We start from the raw sequence: 17,333 nt of genomic DNA, 5'->3' as shown, positions 1-17,333 counted from the left end.
TTATTCCACTTGAAATTTGTTTAGTTCTTCTGCCATTTCTTTTGGGTCTAAGCAATTACGTATAAAATTTAAATTTTCTTCTTCTGAGAGATAATCGCATAATTTTGCAAGCAAACCAAGGTGATCAGTATCATTCACAGCAGCTAGTGTTATAACGATGTCCACAGGATCATTTTCGCAATTAAAGTGCACAGGCTCCGATAAAGTAAGCAAACTGATACCAGTCTTTAAAACGCTTACATCTGGTCTCGAATGAGATAAAGCGAGTCCGGGTATTATTACAATGTATGGACCATATTCTTCAACAGTTTTAATTGTTAAGTCAATATAACCTTTAGTAATGTAGTTTGAGTTAACCAAAAGTTGACCAGAAAGTCTCATAGATTCAACCCAATCTTTAGCTGTAGCCTTTAGTTTAATGTTTTCCGAAAGAATAATGTTATTATTAATTTTAATCACTTCCTTTAAGAAATTAAGTTTCAATATTCTGTATACGCTTATGATAACGATATTACAATGCAATGTCAACATATGATTAGCGATTGCACATGTGTTCAGTTGTGAGAATGATTTTCATCATCCAACTCTAATATTTTTAATGCTGCGGTATCATCTATTATTAGTGTTTTTATATACTTACCTTTTATAGCGCCAAGTATAGCTTTTGATTTTTCCTTAGAACCTGCAACACATATAACATCTGGTGCATTATAAAAATCATCTAGATCTATTCCTATAATGGTATTATTTAACTCAGACTCAATTTGTTTACCGTTTATATCATAGAAACGTCCTCCAATATGACCAACAGCACCACTTGATTGAAGGGCATATTGAGTATAGCTGTCTATATATTTGCTCCAGGCTGTATTAGAAATAGTTGAATCTATAGATCCTACGCTTGTTAGTATAATTGTAGCTCTCTTAGCAAGAGACAAAGTATCTGATATATAAGGGTCCCGTATAAGTTTATCTCTCATGTCTTTATCCTCCACAAAAAGAGGAGCTAATAAGTAGTGATACTTTCCACCATAGATCTTTGCAAATTGTTTTACCAGATCTATTCCGTCTATCTCTGGCTTATCCTTTAAAGCGGCTCCCATTATCTGAACTACAGTAAGCGGAATGTTTTTGTTGGATTTAAGACTTTGAACTGTATTATATATGGTGTTACCCCAAGATATACCTAGTATGGTATTCTTATTTATTTTAGCATCAATAAAGTAAGCTGCAATTTCTCCAAGTTTAATTAGAGCTAATTCATTTGAAGATCCCTTTGTATTGATAATTCTTACATGTTTTAGTTTGAATCTCTTCATAAATTCATTCTCAATGTCCATTAATCTTTCCCATGGTTCTTTTATAATTATTTCTACTATTTTTTTGTCCCTTGCCTCTTTCAATAATCTTGAAATTTTAGAACGGGAAGTGAACAAACGTTCAGCAATTTGTGATTGAGTCATATCATGTTCATAATAAAGGCTTGATACACTAGCTAAAAGACTGTTTTTTTCATTTTCATTCATATTTTCAAAGTCATTCATAATTAAAACTCCTTTTAAATTATTATTTATAAGTAAAGGTATACATGATCTAGGGTAGTTAATCACTAACAATTCAATTGCTAAGTGTATTTATAAAGAATTCTATAAAACCAATATTAGTTGGTTTTGAACAAATGGCATCTATAGTGAACATATACTTATAAGATTATTATAATATTATAATGAGAAAAACACAATGACCTATATTCCATAAGGCTTAGAAATTACACTGAACATATGTGCAATGTTTGACAATATGTTGACTGAGAAAAAACTAGATGATATATTAAGTACAACGATATTAATAAATTAATAATTAAAAAAATGGAGGTTAGATTTATTAAAAAAGAACAAAGTTTTAAAATTATAATGTAATTTTAACTTTGTTCTTTTTTTACAAATCAGAAACATACAAATAAAAGTTCTGTAGAAGGGGGAATAGGAAATGTATGATTTAGATAGAGTTCCAATTGGTATTTATGAAAAAGCTTTGCCTTCTAGTTTTTCCTGGAAAGAAAAGCTAACATCAGCAAAAGAGGCTGGTTTCGACTATTTGGAAATTTCAATAGATGAAACAGATGAAAGGTTAGCTAGACTTGATTGGTCAAAGGAAGAAAGAGAAGAATTAAAGAATCTCATTAGTATTACTGGAGTTATGATTCCAAGTATGTGTTTAAGTGGTCATAGAAGATTTCCTTTTGGGAGTAAAGATGAAAATATTCGCAAAAAAGCTTTTGATATTATGAAAAAGGCAATTGAACTATCAGTAGATCTAGGAATACGGACAATTCAATTAGCAGCCTATGATGTATATTATGAAGAAGAGGATGAGATTACAAAAGCTTTCTTTATAGAAGGAATGGGAAAATCTATAGCAATGGCAAGTAAAGCAGGTGTAATGCTTGCACTCGAAATAATGGATACTAAATTCATAAGTACTATATTAAGAGCAATGCCATATATAACTAAATTTAATTCGCCTTGGTTTAAGATATACCCGGATTTAGGTAATTTGAGTGCGTGGGGTAGTGATGTTGAATCGGAACTAGAGCTTGGACTTCCACACACTGTTGCAATTCACGTAAAAGAGACAAAGCCAGGAGTATTTAAAGAGGTCCCGTTTGGAGAGGGGATTGTAAAATTTGCTTCACTTTTTAAAAAATTAAAAGAACTAAATTACCAAGGACCTTTTTTAATAGAAATGTGGGCTGATAATAGTAAGGTTATTACAAAAGAAGATGCTATAAAGGATATTTACAATGCAAGAATGTTTGTTCAAGAAAAAATGATTGAAGGTGGGATGGATAATGCTAAAAGAGCTTAAACAAAAGGTTCTAGAAGCTAATTTAGAGCTTCCTAAAAAAGGGCTGGTAACTTTTACTTGGGGCAATGTAAGTGCCATTGATAGAGAAAAAGGATTAATTGTGATAAAACCAAGTGGAGTTTCCTACGAAGAAATGAAAGCTGAAGATATGGTAGTGATTGATCTAGAGGGCAAAATAGTAGAAGGTAATTTAAATCCTTCATCCGATACAGATACACATGTATTGTTGTATAAAAAATTTAAAGAAATTGGAGGTATAGTTCACACTCATTCAAGCTGGGCAACAAGCTTTGCACAGGCAGGGAGAGCAATACCTTGTTTTGGAACAACACATGCGGATTATTTTTATGGAAGTATTCCTTGTACTAGAAAAATGACACAAGAAGAAATTAAGGGAAGATATGAATATGAAACAGGAAAGGTAATTGTTGAGACATTTAAAGGAATTAATCCGGAATTTGTTCCAGGTGTAGTAGTAAATAACCATGGCCCTTTCGCTTGGGGTAAAGATGCTATGGACGCAGTGCATAATGCTGTTGTAATGGAAGAGGTTGCAAAAATGGCTTATAGAAGTATTAATTTAAATAAGAAACTTGAATCTATTGACAATAATCTCCTGGACAAGCACTTTTTAAGAAAACATGGTGAAAATGCTTATTATGGACAAAAATAAAATGAATAAATAAATATATGGGACAAGTGTTTAACATATAAATAGGTTAATAAAATATCAAATGAAAACGATATATTATATAGAATATAGTGACACAGTAATTAATTATAAATATAATAGGGGGTTTTGTAAATGAAGATATTTATAGATACAGCAAATGTTGAAGAAATTCGTAAAGCTAATGAAATGGGGGTTATTTGTGGAGTTACAACTAATCCATCCCTTATTGCTAGGGAAGGAAGGGTTTTTAAAGATGTAATAAGAGAAATCACAACTATAGTAGATGGTCCTATTAGTGCAGAAGTTATTAGTTTGGAAGCACCTAAGATGGTAGAAGAAGCAAGGGAGCTTGCAAAACTTCATAAAAATATAATTGTTAAAATTCCAATGACTGTTGAGGGATTAAAGGCTGTTAAGATTCTTTCGTCTGAAGGCATTAAAACAAATGTAACTTTAATATTTTCTTCAGTTCAAGCACTTCTGGCTGCTAGATCAGGTGCAACTTATGTAAGCCCATTTCTTGGAAGAGTAGATGACATCGGAACTAATGGGATGGAGCTTATTAAGCAAATTGTAACCATATTCAAGGTTCATAATATCCAGACTGAGATAATTGCAGCAAGTATAAGGAGCCCTATGCATGTTAATGATGCGGCAATGCTTGGATGTCATATAGCTACAGTACCATATAATATAATTATGCAAATGACTAAGCATCCTCTTACAGATGCAGGAATAGAAAAATTTTTAAAAGATTGGAAAGCTGCTTTTACCAAATAAGAAGGAAAATAATTGAGTGAGGTGGAAAATATGAAGATTAATAAAAAGATTATTGCAAATTTAACAAAATGCTATTCGGTAGCTCCTTTAAAATATAAGGGTACAAACTGTTTTTTAGTAGCAGCTGAAAAAGTTGACCGTTGCATACTTTTTGATTCAGAAGGAAATGAAATTGAAACAGTGTGGAATGAACCTGGCGGTGTTATGAGTATGGTTCAGGTGCCGGGATCTAGTGGACAATTTTTGGCAACCCATAAGTTTTACTCACCGAATGATTCAAAAGAAGCGAAAATTGTAATAGCAACACCTGTTAAGGACGGCAAATGGAGTGTTAAAACTTTAGTGAATCTTCCCCATGTCCACAGATTCGACTTGATTAAACGAAATGGTAATATATACCTAATAGCATGCACTTTAAAATCAGGGCATGAATATAAAGATGACTGGTCAAGCCCTGGAAAAGTATATGCGGCTAAGCTTCCAAATGATTTAAGCAACTTTAATGAGGATTATCAGCTTAAGCTAAAGGTAATAAAGGATGGGATGTTAAAGAATCACGGATATTATAAAGTGATGGAAGAGGGAGTAGAGACAGCTGTAATTTCTTCTGAAATCGGAGTTTTTCAGTTTGTACCTCCATTTTCAGAAGAGACAGAATGGGAAATCAAGCAGCTAATAAATACTCCTTCAAGCGATGCAGTACTAGTGGATATTGACAGTGACGGGGAAATGGAATTGGCTGTACTTGCACCTTTTCATGGCGAGACTGTACGAATATATAAGAAGACAGAAGGAACTTACAAAGAAATGTATGCACATCACGAGCCGGTAGAATTTACCCATGCCCTTTATGGAGGGGAGTTATGCGGAAAGCCTTCTATTGTAATTGGACATAGACAAGGTGAGAAATCCCTGTTTGCACTTACGTATGATACTGAAAAAGGAAAGATACAATGCGAAAATATTGACACAGGGTGTGGACCGGCCAATGTATATCATTATGTAAAAGATAATAAAGATATTATTATAGCTACAAACCGTGAAATTGATGAAGTGGCTATGTACACGATTGAACCTTAAAGAGGAGAAGAATCATTCTTTAGGAAAAGTGGTTGAAAAAATTTATAAATCATACAAAAACGGACGACCTGTGGGTGGTCCGTTTTTGGTTGTTATTCATAGAAATAGAATGATAAATCTTAGAGGTATGGGGCAGAAAATATTAAAAGAGGTAAATTAACTATTCATGTAGAATATTATAGAAATATGTACTTCTGTACATATTTGTAATTTAAAATATAAAACAAAATTATTGAAAATTAAAGTTCCTTAGTAATAATTAATAGGGCTTTGTAGAACATAAAGGGGTGGGTATATTCTTGACTGGTAAAATAAAAGAAATAATTGACACCATCATTCTAAAACGATCAAAAGGTAACCCTGCTATTGCAGAAATGACCAAAGCTAAATTTATTCTAAAAGGGGTTAATCCGAATAAATTTGACAAATACTCTACAGATGATCCGATAATTATTGAAAAGCTTAGGATTATTGCTAAACAGTTGAATTTTAAAGAACTGGAATGTGAGAGAAGTAATATAGAATCTGTGTATTCAACTAAATCTATTGAAAAAGAAGTTGTGGCAGATATCGAAAATCAGTTAAATGGTTTCGGTGCAAAGCTAATAATATTTTTTGCTTCCTCTAGCTTTGACCAGAACAAGCTGTGCAATCAGATGCAAAAAGTTTTTAAGGATTGTATTGTATTTGGATGTTCTACCGCTGGAGAAATCGCCAGTGGAAAATTATTAAAAAACTCTGTTGTTGCAATGGCTTTCAATTCAAATATAATTTTAGATGCTAAAGTGGAAGTTCTTGAACAGATTAATGAAAATTTAAGCGTCGAGGCAGCATTTACATCTTTTGAGAGATACTTTAATGAAAGTTCTTACACCATGGACACGACAAGATATGTTGGGATAGCGTTAATCGATGGTGTAAGCATGAAAGAAGAAAAGCTAATGGATCAAATTGGAAATAGGACAAATGTCTACTTTATTGAAGGTTCCGCTGGGGATGACCTAAAATTCGTTAAAACATTTGTTTGTGCAAATGGTAAGGCTTATAGCAATTCCGCGGTCATTGTTTTGCTAAAAATGAGCGCTAATGCCGAGTTTGATATTATTAATACTCAAAGTTTTAAAGCTTTAGATCATGTGTTAATTGCAAATAAGGTCAATGAAGTAACCAGAGAAGTTATTGAATTCAATAACATGCCTGCAATTACAGCCTATGCAAATGCTGTTGGCGCGTTTTCAGTTGAAGAAGCATCAAAATATTTTCCGACACATCCTGTAGGTCTTGTTATTGGAGAAAATGATATATTTGTAAGAAGCCCTCGGCAAAAAAAAGGTACAAACATTGAATTTAATTGTAATATAATACAAGGCTCAGAGGTTAGATTACTCCAATCAACTAATATTGTCGAAGACACAAAGAACCTTCTAGATAAGAAAATCAATGAATTTGGTAGGATAGAGGGAATTGTTAATTTTGATTGTATCAATCGAACACTTGAACTAGAAAAAAAGAATTTAGTTAAGCAGTATGGAGAAATATTTAGTGATATACCAACCATTGGTTTCTCTACTTACGGGGAGGGTCATATCGGGTTTACAAACCAGACATCCACTATGTTAGTTTTTAAAAATAATGTATTCAAACAATCCAATTATAAAGAAGAAGCATATACCTGCATACATCCAGAACATAGACTTATAAAGCAGAATAACATAAAATTAATCAAGGAAAATATTGATTTGCGAAAACAATTGATAGAACGAAATCAACAACTTGAGGAGACAACTGCAGCCCTTAAACAATTTAATACTACGCTTGAAGAAGAAATTAATGAGCGAACAAAACGGGAAGAGGAAATATGTTATTTAAGTTATCATGACAAATTAACAGGCCTTTATAATAGAAGATTCTATGAAATAGAGCTGAAAAGGTTAGACACCGAAAGAAATTTACCTATTTCAATAATTATGGGAGATGTAAATAGCCTAAAGCTTGTAAATGATGCTTTTGGTCATCTTAAAGGAGATGAACTTTTACAGAAGGCAGCAGCAGCTATTCAAAGTGCGTGCAGAAATGATGATATAGTTTCCCGTTGGGGAGGGGACGAATTTGTCATTCTTTTGCCAAAAACTAAAACTGAAGAAGTAATAGAAATTATTGATAGAATAAAAGTACTATATTCAAAGGAACGTATTAGTACTTTAAGTTTTACTATCTCATTTGGTTGGGATACAAAAATAAAGACTGATGAAAATATACTAAAAGTACTAAAAAATGCTGAAGATCATATGTATAAACGTAAGGTTATTGAAAGTGATGGTATGAGGGATAATATAATAAACACAATAGCAAATACCTTACATGAAAAAAACCCACGAGAAGAACAACACTCTAAAAGAGTAAGTGAAATATGCCAGGAAATAGGAAAAGCAATAAACTTTCCAGAAATTGAAATACGTAAACTGAAAGCTGCAGGATTACTTCATGATATAGGAAAAATTGCAATCGAAGAGAAGATACTTAATAAACCAGGAAAGCTTACTGTTCAGGAACGGAATGAAATAAATCGGCATCCAGATATCGGATATAGAATACTAAGCTCATCTAATAACATGTTAGAATTAGCAAATTATATATTAGCACATCATGAAAGATGGGATGGTACTGGTTATCCAAAAGGGTTAAAAGGTGAAGCTATTCCTTTGATGGCTAGAATTATTGCTCTTGCTGACAGCTACGATGCAATGACTAGTGTTCGACTATATCGAAATGCACTGAGTGAAGAAGAGGCATTAATAGAAATTTTAAAAAACGCTGGTACACAGTTTGATCCTGAACTCACAAAAATATTTGTAGAAAAGGTATTAAACAAATCATAGCAGGTAGAGAAATAATAAGAAACCAAAGCTCCGCTCCTTCATTTAAGATTTCACTAAAAAACATACTGATTTAAGATGGTTATTTTTTTATTAATACAAAGAAAGCCTAGCATAATTGCTAGGCTTTCTCTATTTTTTTTGTGAATTTAATGCTTTGTCAGTGCTAATATATTATGAATCTAGAGTTTTTAAGAATGGGCTCAATGTATTGCCTGATAACGCTCTATTATGAGTTGAAGCCACTTTATCAGAAGCGTATATAACTTTATGATATAAAACTATAACTTCATCTAATTGCTGACTGCAAAGTATAACTATTTTATCCGAAGGTTTTTTGAAGTTAAGTAGAAAATGTAATATACTTCTTAATAATTCTAATTGTATCTTTATAATTTTCAGTTTAATATTCATATAGTTACACCTCTTCTTATTTATTTTGTTTATTAGATAGAACAATATGATACCATATTATTCAGCTTGTATTATCTATTTCGTTAGTCAATAAAACATAATAAATTACAAAATATTCTATAATTTAACAAGAAGAATCACTATAACATGGTAAAATATTACATAAAACATCATAAAGACGTTTAATTGAGCCATATGTTATAATATGTAAATGACGAAAAAAGTCTTAATTTCTTGTCATATAATTACAAAATTACAATATGATGAAAAGTATATTGTTTAGAATCATATTAAGAATACAATAAGATATAAATATTTCGTTTTGCAATTTTCGATAAAAATCAGCCTTTTATTGCTTATAAATTTTATGTGAATTAATGTAAATATCTTTATAGTATACAAATAAAGATATTTATAACATAAATTAAGAAAATTCTTAACTAAATTGTCGAGTTGAGTAGATAGAGTGGTATGATGTTTCTATTATATAGAAACAATATTAAAGGAAACTAGATCAAGAATGCAGTATGGATTTAGTATTATTGGTTAAGCCATAAAATCATTATGTTAAAGGAGGGCAATCAAAATGAGTAGAATAATCAACAATTTTAATATTAAAGAGGAAAGAAACCTTTCAATGTTAATGGATTTCTATGAATTAACCATGTCAAATGGATATTTTCAAAATGGATTTTCAGATGCAGTAGTGTATTTTGATATGTTTTATAGGAGAAACCCAGATGATGCAAGCTTTTCAATAGTAGCAGGACTTGAACAACTTGTAACCTTTATTGAAAATTTGAAATTTACCCAAGAGGATATTGACTTTTTAAGAAGGAAAGGCGTATTGTCTGAAGAATTCTTACAGTACTTACTAACTTTTAAGTTTAAAGGAGATATTTACGCAATACCAGAAGGAACAGTAGTATTTCCCAATGAAGCACTTGTAACAGTTAAGGCAAAAGTAATAGAAGCACAACTTATCGAAACTATGTTATTATTAACAATCAATCATCAGAGTTTAATCGCAACCAAAGCTAATAGAATTGTAAGGGCTTCACAAGGAAGACCAATCCTAGAACTGGGAGCTAGAAGAGCTCAAGGTGCTGATGCTGCTATAATGGGAGCGAGAGCATCTTATATAGCAGGAGTTAATGGTACAGCGACTACTATGGCTGAATCAATGTTTGGAGTTCCTGCTCTTGGCACAATGGCTCACTCTTGGATAGAGTTTTTTGAAGATGAATATAAAGCGTTTGAAATATATGCAAAAACTTATCCAAGTACGTGTACTTTGCTTGTGGATACTTATAATGTTATAAAAAGAGGTATACCCAACGCAATTAAGGTTGCGAAAAATGTATTAGAGCCAATTGGAGAAAGATTAAAAGGAATTAGACTAGATAGTGGTGACCTTGCTTATCTATCAAAAATAGTAAGAAACATGCTTGATGAAGCTGGGCTTACAGACTGCAAAATAGTGGCTTCAAATAGTTTAGATGAATATATAATAACTGAATTATTAAGCCAGGATGCTAAGATAGATATATTTGGTGTTGGAGAAAGAATGGTTACAGCTAAATCAGAACCAGTATTTGGAGGGGTTTATAAATTAGTAGCTGTTGAAGAAGAAGGGGAAGTTGTTCCAAGAATAAAAATAAGTGAAAATGAGGAAAAAATAATTAATCCAGGATATAAAATGGTTTGGAGATTATATGATAAAGATTCGCATAAGGCAATTGCAGATGTTATTACATTAGCAGATGATATGATAGATGAGTCTCACCCTTATATAATATTTGATCCAGTTTTTATTTGGAAAAAGAAAAAGATTACTAATTTCTACGCTAAAAAACTTCAAATATCAATTTTCCATAATGGAGAATGCGTTTATAAATTACCAACTATTGAAGAGATTAGAATATATTGTAGTGAGCAAGTAGATAGTTTATGGGGAGAAGTTAAGAGATTTTCTAACCCACAAAAATACTTTGTTGATTTATCACAAGAACTTTGGTTTGTTAAGCAGGAATTAATTCAAAGATATAGAAATGCAGAAGATATAGATGAATAATAATTCAATTATAATTTACGGGGGATCTTTTAACCCTCCTTCTTTAGCTCACATAACATTAGCTAACCAACTTCTTATAAGTACAGGAGCTAAAAAATTATTATTTGTTCCTGTAGGCGATCATTATAATAAAAAAGGGCTAATACCAGCATATCATAGAGTTAATATGTTAAAACTTGCTTGCAATAAAAATAGAAGATTATTAGTTGATACTATGGAAATAGATACAGAAAGAAAACTATACACAATTGAAACTTTAGACAAATTAAAAGAAAAGTATCCAGGTGATGACTTATGCTTCGTAATGGGTAGTGATAATTTAAGGGATGTACTTAATTGGAAAGATTGGAAAAGGCTTTTAACTAACTATAAAATAATTGCTATAGATAGAGGCGAAGACAGACTTTGGAAGGTCCTCGATGATAACCCTATTATGAAAAGTTATAAAGAAAACATTATACAAGTTGCTGGGCTTATACAATCAAATATCAGTTCAACAATAATCAGGGAAAATATTAAAAACAAAAGAAATATAGGCCATTTAACCACTATTGAAATAATAAAATACATAAAAAAAGAAGGATTGTATTTATAAAATGATTTATGGAAGTCCGAAGAAAAGGTAACTATGAGCAAAAAATATGATTTTAAATATTACAAACAAAGCTGATATGATGTAACTATTCCTACATTATATCAGCTTTGCATTTTATGGAAATGTAAAAAAATGTCGTATAGAGGGTAATAAAAGGTGTATGAATATGAAGTAAAATATGGTAATATGTAAAAGCAAACACATCCTATATTTATTTTGTATGAAGTGGGTTTATTTTTTACAATAAAATCTAAAATACCATTAAATGTAATTTTTCAATGGCTCAGTTATTTGATATGCAATATCAATGATAAGAATGAATTTGTTGAAATATCAGTCAAAGATACTGGTTAAAAGCATAAAAATCTGAATAAATTTAGCTAAGTTTTTATTCGTTTATTTAATGAAAATTTAGCTAAATATTATTATGTGGTTAAATGAGGTGAGGTTTTCAAATATGGCAACAAGTAATTTGTATACAATATTAGTAGTTGACGACTATCCAAATAATTTATTTACTGCAAAGGCTCTTATTGAAGAGTATATAGATGCTAAAGTGCTACTTGCAGATACTTCCACAAAAGCATTACAAGCTCTAATAAAAAATTCCGTGGATTTAATTATTTTAGATGTGCATATGGAGCGGGAGATGGATGGTTTTGAGCTGGCAAAGATTATAAAAAGTAGAAAAAAAACAGAACATATTCCCATTGTATTTTTAACGGCAGCTTGTATAAATGAGGAGTTTAAGAGAAAAGGTTTTGAAATAGGAGCAGTAGATTATCTTACTAAACCTATTGATGACTTTTTATTTATAAATAGAATAAATGTATACCTAAAGCTTATTGAAAAAGAAAGAAAAATGAATATACGCCTGCAAGAGCAAGCTAAAGAATTAAAAAGAGCAAAGGATGTAGCTGAAGCAGCTAATGAGGCTAAAGATATGTTTCTTGCAAATATATCTCATGAATTTAGAACCCCTTTAAATATTCTGCTTGGAGCAACACAAATAACAAAATATTATCTTGAAAATGATAAAGTATTAGATAGGGAAAAAATAAAAGGGAAAGCAGATACACAGATTCAAAATTGCTATAGGCTAATAAGACTAGTTAACAACATGATCGATATTACAAAAATAGATGCTGGCAACTTTCCTCTTAATATATCAACATATAACATTACTGAGATAGTGGAATATGTTGTAAATTCTGTAGTGGATTATGCGGCATTAAAAAACATTGAACTAATATTCGATACTGATGTTGAAGAGGTAATGATTGAGTGCGATTTAGATGCTATTGAAAGAATTGTGTTAAATCTTTTATCCAATGCTATAAAATTTACCCCTCGAGATGGAAATATTTTTGTGAATATTGGAATTTCTAATAATTTAGTTCAAATTAGGGTCAAAGATTCAGGCATAGGAATTTCTCAAGATAAACACAAGATGATCTTTGAAAGATTCGAGCAAGCGGACAAGCTCCTTTCAAGGAGCTGTGAGGGCAGTGGTATTGGGCTTAACCTTGTGAAATCTCTAATTGAAATGCATGATGGAACTATCGAAGTTAATAGTGAATACCTAAATGGAAGTGAATTCATTGTTAAACTTCCTATTAGCAAAACCAGTAATGATCAAATCCCTCGAAATGATTCAATTAATATTCTCAGTAATGTAATCTCAAAGACGGATATAGAATTTTCTGACATCTACTTTTAAGGGGGAAACTAAATGAAAAAAAAATTACCAATTGTAATTATTACTGTTGTGACTGTTATGACAATGTCTTTGTTTACTGGATGTGGACAGAAAATAAATGACACATCAATGACTTCCCAAAAGATTAAGATTGGTGTTTGTATTTCCAATTTTAATGACAAATTTACGTCTTATTTGCTTAATGAAATGAAGAATTACTCCAAGTCTTTAAAGAATGTTGAAGTAGTATATGTTGACTCAAAAAATGATTCTAATATAGAATTATCACAGGTTGAAAAATTCATATCTCAAAAAGTAGATGCCATCGTTGTTCAACCAGTTGATACGGATTTAACAAAGCCTTTAACAGACATTGCGAAAGCTGCTAAGGTTCCAATCATGAGCGTTAGCAGGCCATTTGAAAATCAAAATGATGCAGTAGGTTATGTAAGCTCAGACTCAAAACAAGCTGCTAAATTGGAAATGGAATATATTGCAAAGAAAATGCATTTTAAGGGTAACGTAGCAATTATGATGGGAACGATGGGTCAAGAACAACAGAGATTCAGAATTCAAGGTTATCATGATGTAATAGCAAAATATCCTGATATGAAAATTATTGCGGAGCAAACAGCTGACTGGGATAGGGATAAAGGCACGGCTTTAATGGAAGAATGGCTTCAATCTGGAAAAAAAATTGACGCTGTAGTTGCTAGCAATGATGAAATGGCAATAGGAGCATTAAAAGCTATAGAAGTCGCTGGAAAACTTGGAAAAATAACTGTAGGTGGTATAGATGCTACCCCTGAAGCTCTTGATTATTTAAAAAGTGGCAAATTAGCTGTTACAGTATTTCAAAATGCAAAAGAAATGGGTCAATGTACTATAAAAACTGCAGTTAAAGTAGCTAATGGTGAAAGTGTAGAGAAAACGATGATTTTTTCAAATGGATTAGTTGCTCCAAAAGATGCAGTTAAATATATGGCTAAATGGAATAAATAAAAATATTACAACTTCAAAGAAGATGAGCAGCACCGCAGGTGATGATTTAAGGAGGAATTTATGATTAATTTTAAAAATGTTAATATAAAGCAAAAATTTTTTGTATTGTTTTTTGTTTGTATTACAACATTTATTGGATTTGGAACCTATGCTTTAAGTGGGCTTAATAACTTGGCACGAGTAACTCAGAATTTATATAATCAATCATCAAGGGTTTCCGATGCTACAGTCAAAGGGAAATTAAATTTGGTTGAAATTAAAAGTTCTCTAAAGAGTGTAATTTTATCGTCAAATAAGGATGAGATTCAAAGAGAAATAGATAAAGTTACCCAATATGAAGTCGATTTGCAAAAAAACTTAGATACTATAGGACAAAATTCCGTTGATTCTAATACTAAAAGAAATTTACAAGATGCTAATAATCTTTTTTCGAAATGGTGGAAGCCACAAAGAGAGAAAATTATTAATGATGTGTTAGCAGGTAAAAAAGATGATGCAATAGTTATATCTGAAGGAATAGGTTCAGATTTTATTGATCAGCTTGGACTTACTCTTAATAATATATATTTAAGTTCTTTAAATAGTGAAGTGAGTTTAATACAAGAATCAGATAGATTGCAATCTTCACAGAGAATAACCTTGATTTTAACTTTAGTAATCTTAATAAGTATACTAACATTAGCATTTATAATGGTGATGACAAGCATTTTAACTCCTATTAACAGATTAAAAGAACATATGATTAAAACAACAAATTCAGGAAATTTAGAAGAATATGAAATCAATCAAAAAAATGAAATTGCGGAAATGGCTAAAAACTATAATATATTGATAAATAAATTAAAGAATAAACTTTGGAGAAATAATACTCTAAATTCATTAAATGATGAAATGGATGGCAGCTTATCTGTAAAAGAATTGACACAAAGGTCAATGAATTTTTTAGCTAGATCATTAGATGCTGGAAATGGAACATTTTATATACATAATGATAAAACAAATAAACTTATGCTAAATTCCTCCTTCGCTTTTACAGAAAGAGAAAGATTATCTAATATATACGAGCTTGGTGAGGGAATAGTTGGACAAGTAGCTTTGGAAAGAAAGCCTATACTTCTTACAAATGTACGTAAATCAGAAGCAGCAATTTGTACTGGAACAACATATGAAGCTCCTCTTAATGTTTATGCTTTTCCATTAATTTATGAGGATGAACTATATGGAGTTATTGAACTATCCTCCTTTGAAACTTTTAACAAATTAAAACAGGAATTTATAGAAGAGGCAAGCAACATAATTGCTATAAACCTACACACTACCCTTCAAAATCAAAGAATTAAAGAACTATTGGAAGTAAGTGAAAAAGCAACAAAAGAATCTCAAGAAATATCACTTGAACTAGTAAATGCAAATGAAATATTAGAGGAACAGCAAGGACAACTTCAGGTTCAAACTGAGGAACTTCAACAGACTAATGCTCAGCTTGAAGAACAGCAGCAAATACTTCAACAGCATAGTGAAGAGATGCAACAAACTAACGCTCAGCTAGAGGAAGATCAAGTGCAAATAGAAGAACAGTCTAAACTTCTTAAAATTAAAAATCAAGAATTAGAGATATCTGGAGAAGAGATTTTGGCACGCTCAAAAGATTATGAAATGGCAAATACATATAAATCGCAATTTCTAGCAAATGTTTCTCATGAGCTTAAAACACCACTTAATTCTATTATATTATTATCTAATCTCTTAATAAGAAGATGTAAAGATACTACTACGGAGGATGCACAAGAAAAAATAAAAGTTATATTTAACTCAGGGCAACATTTGCTTAGTTTGATAAATGACTTTTTAGATTTATCAAAAATAGAGGCAGGTAAAATAGACATTAACTACAGAAATTTTAATTCCAGTGAGCTTATTAGCGAGCTTAGTGATCTGTTTAATGGAACTGCAACGGAGAAAAACATTCAATTTATATTGGAAGATCAATTTAAAGATAATATCTATGGTGATAAAGAAAAAATTTCACAAGTGGTAAGAAACTTTTTATCTAATGCATTTAAATTTACAGATAAGGGCTGCGTAAAACTAAAAATTGAAATGGATACCAAGGGTGAAAATAACGTAGTATTTTCTGTAATGGATACAGGAATTGGCATACATAAAAATAATTTAGATTCTATTTTTGAAGAGTTTCAGCAAGGCGATGGCTCTATTTCAAGAAGATACGGTGGTACGGGACTTGGCCTATCCATAAGCAACAAGCTTTGCGCGCTTATGAAGGGGAAAATAAAAGTAACTAGTGAGCTTGGGATGGGTAGCACCTTCATATTATATTTACCACGTGCAGTTTCACAGCAGGCTATCGCGGAGCAAGAGGCAGCAGTTACTATTGGAAATCAACAGCAGAAGATAGTAATGGTCGAAAATAAAGAGATAAAAAATGTAAAACATAAAAGTTTGCTTATTATTCAGGATGATACAAAATTAATTCAGTCTATTAAAGCAATCGCGGACGGTATAGGCTTTGCAACATTAACATCAAATAGTGGACCTTGCGGGCTTAAACTTATAAAGGAAAAAGAGTTTGATGGCATTTTATTGGACTTAGACTTGCCATATAAAAGCGAAATTGAGTTGCTTAAAGAAATTAATAACGTTTTAAAATTAAAAAACTTAAGAGTACCTGTTATTATTTATACAAATATTGAAATGAGTAAAGAACAGGAAAAAGAGATAAAGTTATATAATGGCATCATAATTATTAAGACTACAAACTCTTATGAAAGGCTACTGGATGAATTAACTTTAATACGTCATAAGGTTAAAAGGGAAGAAGAATATAAAAATATTATTACTTCCAAAATTAATAAGGATAGAGCATTAAATCTTGATAATAAAAAAATACTAATTGTAGATGACGATCCAAGAAACATATTTGTGCTTGCAGCTGCATTAGAAGATTACGGTGCAGAAATCATTGAAGCTGAAAATGGAAAGGTTGCGCTGGAAAAGCTTGAAAATGAAGTTGTTGATTTAATTTTAATGGATATAATGATGCCTGTTATGGATGGATATGAAGCAATTAAAAATATAAGAAATACTGATAATATAAAACACATACCCATTATAGCTACCACAGCAAAATCTCTAAAGGGTGATAACGAAAAGTGTATGGAAGCTGGAGCAGATGATTACATTGCAAAGCCTATTGATTATGATGTTCTTATAACATTAGTAAAAGCTTGGATTAACAAAGATTAGAAGCAATG

Annotated in this window: 14 protein-coding genes; 11 read left to right on the top strand and 3 right to left on the bottom strand. The window is 31.2% G+C overall.

What is annotated here, in order from left to right; genetic code table 11:
- The gene (locus LGK95_RS04205) at positions 1–459 is read right to left on the bottom strand and encodes a PTS sugar transporter subunit IIA (protein ID WP_226122568.1); all 459 of its coding nucleotides are present in this window, start codon (positions 457–459) and stop codon (positions 1–3) included.
- 95 nt (positions 460–554) lie between these two features.
- Positions 555–1,544, bottom strand: coding sequence for a sugar-binding transcriptional regulator (locus LGK95_RS04200; RefSeq protein ID WP_226122566.1), 990 nt, complete (start codon positions 1,542–1,544; stop codon positions 555–557).
- 445 nt (positions 1,545–1,989) lie between these two features.
- Here LGK95_RS04200 and LGK95_RS04195 point away from each other — a divergent pair, with 445 nt between their 5' ends.
- From LGK95_RS04195 to LGK95_RS04170, 6 genes are all read left to right on the top strand, one after another.
- Positions 1,990–2,868 carry an L-ribulose-5-phosphate 3-epimerase gene (locus LGK95_RS04195; RefSeq protein WP_226122564.1) on the top strand — a complete coding sequence of 293 codons (879 nt, stop codon included), beginning with the start codon at positions 1,990–1,992 and terminating at the stop codon, positions 2,866–2,868.
- Positions 2,852–3,541 carry an L-ribulose-5-phosphate 4-epimerase gene (araD, locus tag LGK95_RS04190; protein WP_226122562.1) on the top strand — a complete coding sequence of 230 codons (690 nt, stop codon included), beginning with the start codon at positions 2,852–2,854 and terminating at the stop codon, positions 3,539–3,541. Before LGK95_RS04195 ends, araD begins: the two co-directional genes overlap by 17 nt.
- Positions 3,542–3,673: 132 nt before the next feature.
- Positions 3,674–4,321 (top strand): fructose-6-phosphate aldolase, encoded by a 648-nt coding sequence (fsa, locus tag LGK95_RS04185; RefSeq protein WP_226122560.1) that lies wholly within the window; start codon positions 3,674–3,676, stop codon positions 4,319–4,321.
- Positions 4,322–4,351: 30 nt separating this feature from the next.
- Positions 4,352–5,401, top strand: coding sequence for a hypothetical protein (locus tag LGK95_RS04180; protein WP_226122558.1), 1,050 nt, complete (start codon positions 4,352–4,354; stop codon positions 5,399–5,401).
- Positions 5,391–5,561, top strand: a complete 171-nt coding sequence (locus LGK95_RS04175; protein WP_226122556.1) for a hypothetical protein — start codon at positions 5,391–5,393, stop codon at positions 5,559–5,561. Before LGK95_RS04180 ends, LGK95_RS04175 begins: the two co-directional genes overlap by 11 nt.
- A gap of 139 nt (positions 5,562–5,700) precedes the next feature.
- Positions 5,701–8,280, top strand: a complete 2,580-nt coding sequence (locus tag LGK95_RS04170; RefSeq protein WP_226122554.1) for an HD domain-containing phosphohydrolase — start codon at positions 5,701–5,703, stop codon at positions 8,278–8,280.
- Positions 8,281–8,451: 171 nt separating this feature from the next.
- On the opposite strand, the gene LGK95_RS04165 is transcribed toward LGK95_RS04170, so the two are convergent.
- On the bottom strand, positions 8,452–8,691 hold the full coding sequence (locus tag LGK95_RS04165; RefSeq protein WP_226122552.1) for an aspartyl-phosphate phosphatase Spo0E family protein: 240 nt from the start codon (positions 8,689–8,691) through the stop codon (positions 8,452–8,454).
- A gap of 586 nt (positions 8,692–9,277) precedes the next feature.
- Between LGK95_RS04165 and LGK95_RS04160 the strand changes: the two genes are divergently transcribed.
- The 5 genes from LGK95_RS04160 (at position 9,278) to LGK95_RS04140 (ending at position 17,325) form a co-directional block, all read left to right on the top strand.
- Positions 9,278–10,765 carry a nicotinate phosphoribosyltransferase gene (locus LGK95_RS04160; RefSeq protein ID WP_226122550.1) on the top strand — a complete coding sequence of 496 codons (1,488 nt, stop codon included), beginning with the start codon at positions 9,278–9,280 and terminating at the stop codon, positions 10,763–10,765.
- On the top strand, positions 10,758–11,360 hold the full coding sequence (nadD, locus tag LGK95_RS04155) for a nicotinate (nicotinamide) nucleotide adenylyltransferase (RefSeq protein WP_226122541.1): 603 nt from the start codon (positions 10,758–10,760) through the stop codon (positions 11,358–11,360). The genes LGK95_RS04160 and nadD overlap by 8 nt, the downstream gene beginning before the upstream one ends.
- A 457-nt stretch (positions 11,361–11,817) precedes the next feature.
- Complete coding sequence (locus tag LGK95_RS04150) at positions 11,818–13,080, top strand: hybrid sensor histidine kinase/response regulator (protein WP_226122539.1); 1,263 nt, start codon at positions 11,818–11,820, stop codon at positions 13,078–13,080.
- Positions 13,081–13,092: 12 nt separating this feature from the next.
- A complete protein-coding gene (locus LGK95_RS04145) occupies positions 13,093–14,061 on the top strand; it encodes a sugar ABC transporter substrate-binding protein (RefSeq protein ID WP_226122538.1) in 969 nt (322 codons plus the stop codon).
- Positions 14,062–14,121: 60 nt separating this feature from the next.
- Positions 14,122–17,325 (top strand): response regulator, encoded by a 3,204-nt coding sequence (locus LGK95_RS04140; RefSeq protein ID WP_226122537.1) that lies wholly within the window; start codon positions 14,122–14,124, stop codon positions 17,323–17,325.
- The last annotated feature ends 8 nt before the right edge of the window (positions 17,326–17,333 follow it).

Source organism: Clostridium algoriphilum, assembly GCF_020443705.1.
Taxonomy (GTDB): domain Bacteria; phylum Bacillota; class Clostridia; order Clostridiales; family Clostridiaceae; genus Clostridium_AD; species Clostridium_AD algoriphilum.
Note: the sequence above shows the minus strand (reverse complement) of the source record. Positions and strands in the feature narration are given on the sequence as shown.

Bases quoted from the DNA above. Each gene is read 5' to 3' on its own strand.
- LGK95_RS04195 (WP_226122564.1), top strand. From the start codon at position 1,990: ATGTATGATTTAGATAGAGTTCCAATTGGTATTTATGAAAAAGCTTTG.
- LGK95_RS04180 (WP_226122558.1), top strand. From the start codon at position 4,352: ATGAAGATTAATAAAAAGATTATTGCAAATTTAACAAAATGCTATTCG.
- LGK95_RS04160 (WP_226122550.1), top strand. From the start codon at position 9,278: ATGAGTAGAATAATCAACAATTTTAATATTAAAGAGGAAAGAAACCTT.
- LGK95_RS04200 (WP_226122566.1), bottom strand. From the start codon at position 1,544: ATGAATGACTTTGAAAATATGAATGAAAATGAAAAAAACAGTCTTTTA.
- LGK95_RS04150 (WP_226122539.1), top strand. From the start codon at position 11,818: ATGGCAACAAGTAATTTGTATACAATATTAGTAGTTGACGACTATCCA.
- nadD (WP_226122541.1), top strand. From the start codon at position 10,758: ATGAATAATAATTCAATTATAATTTACGGGGGATCTTTTAACCCTCCT.
- fsa (WP_226122560.1), top strand. From the start codon at position 3,674: ATGAAGATATTTATAGATACAGCAAATGTTGAAGAAATTCGTAAAGCT.
- LGK95_RS04165 (WP_226122552.1), bottom strand. From the start codon at position 8,691: ATGAATATTAAACTGAAAATTATAAAGATACAATTAGAATTATTAAGA.
- araD (WP_226122562.1), top strand. From the start codon at position 2,852: ATGCTAAAAGAGCTTAAACAAAAGGTTCTAGAAGCTAATTTAGAGCTT.
- LGK95_RS04145 (WP_226122538.1), top strand. From the start codon at position 13,093: ATGAAAAAAAAATTACCAATTGTAATTATTACTGTTGTGACTGTTATG.
- LGK95_RS04140 (WP_226122537.1), top strand. From the start codon at position 14,122: ATGATTAATTTTAAAAATGTTAATATAAAGCAAAAATTTTTTGTATTG.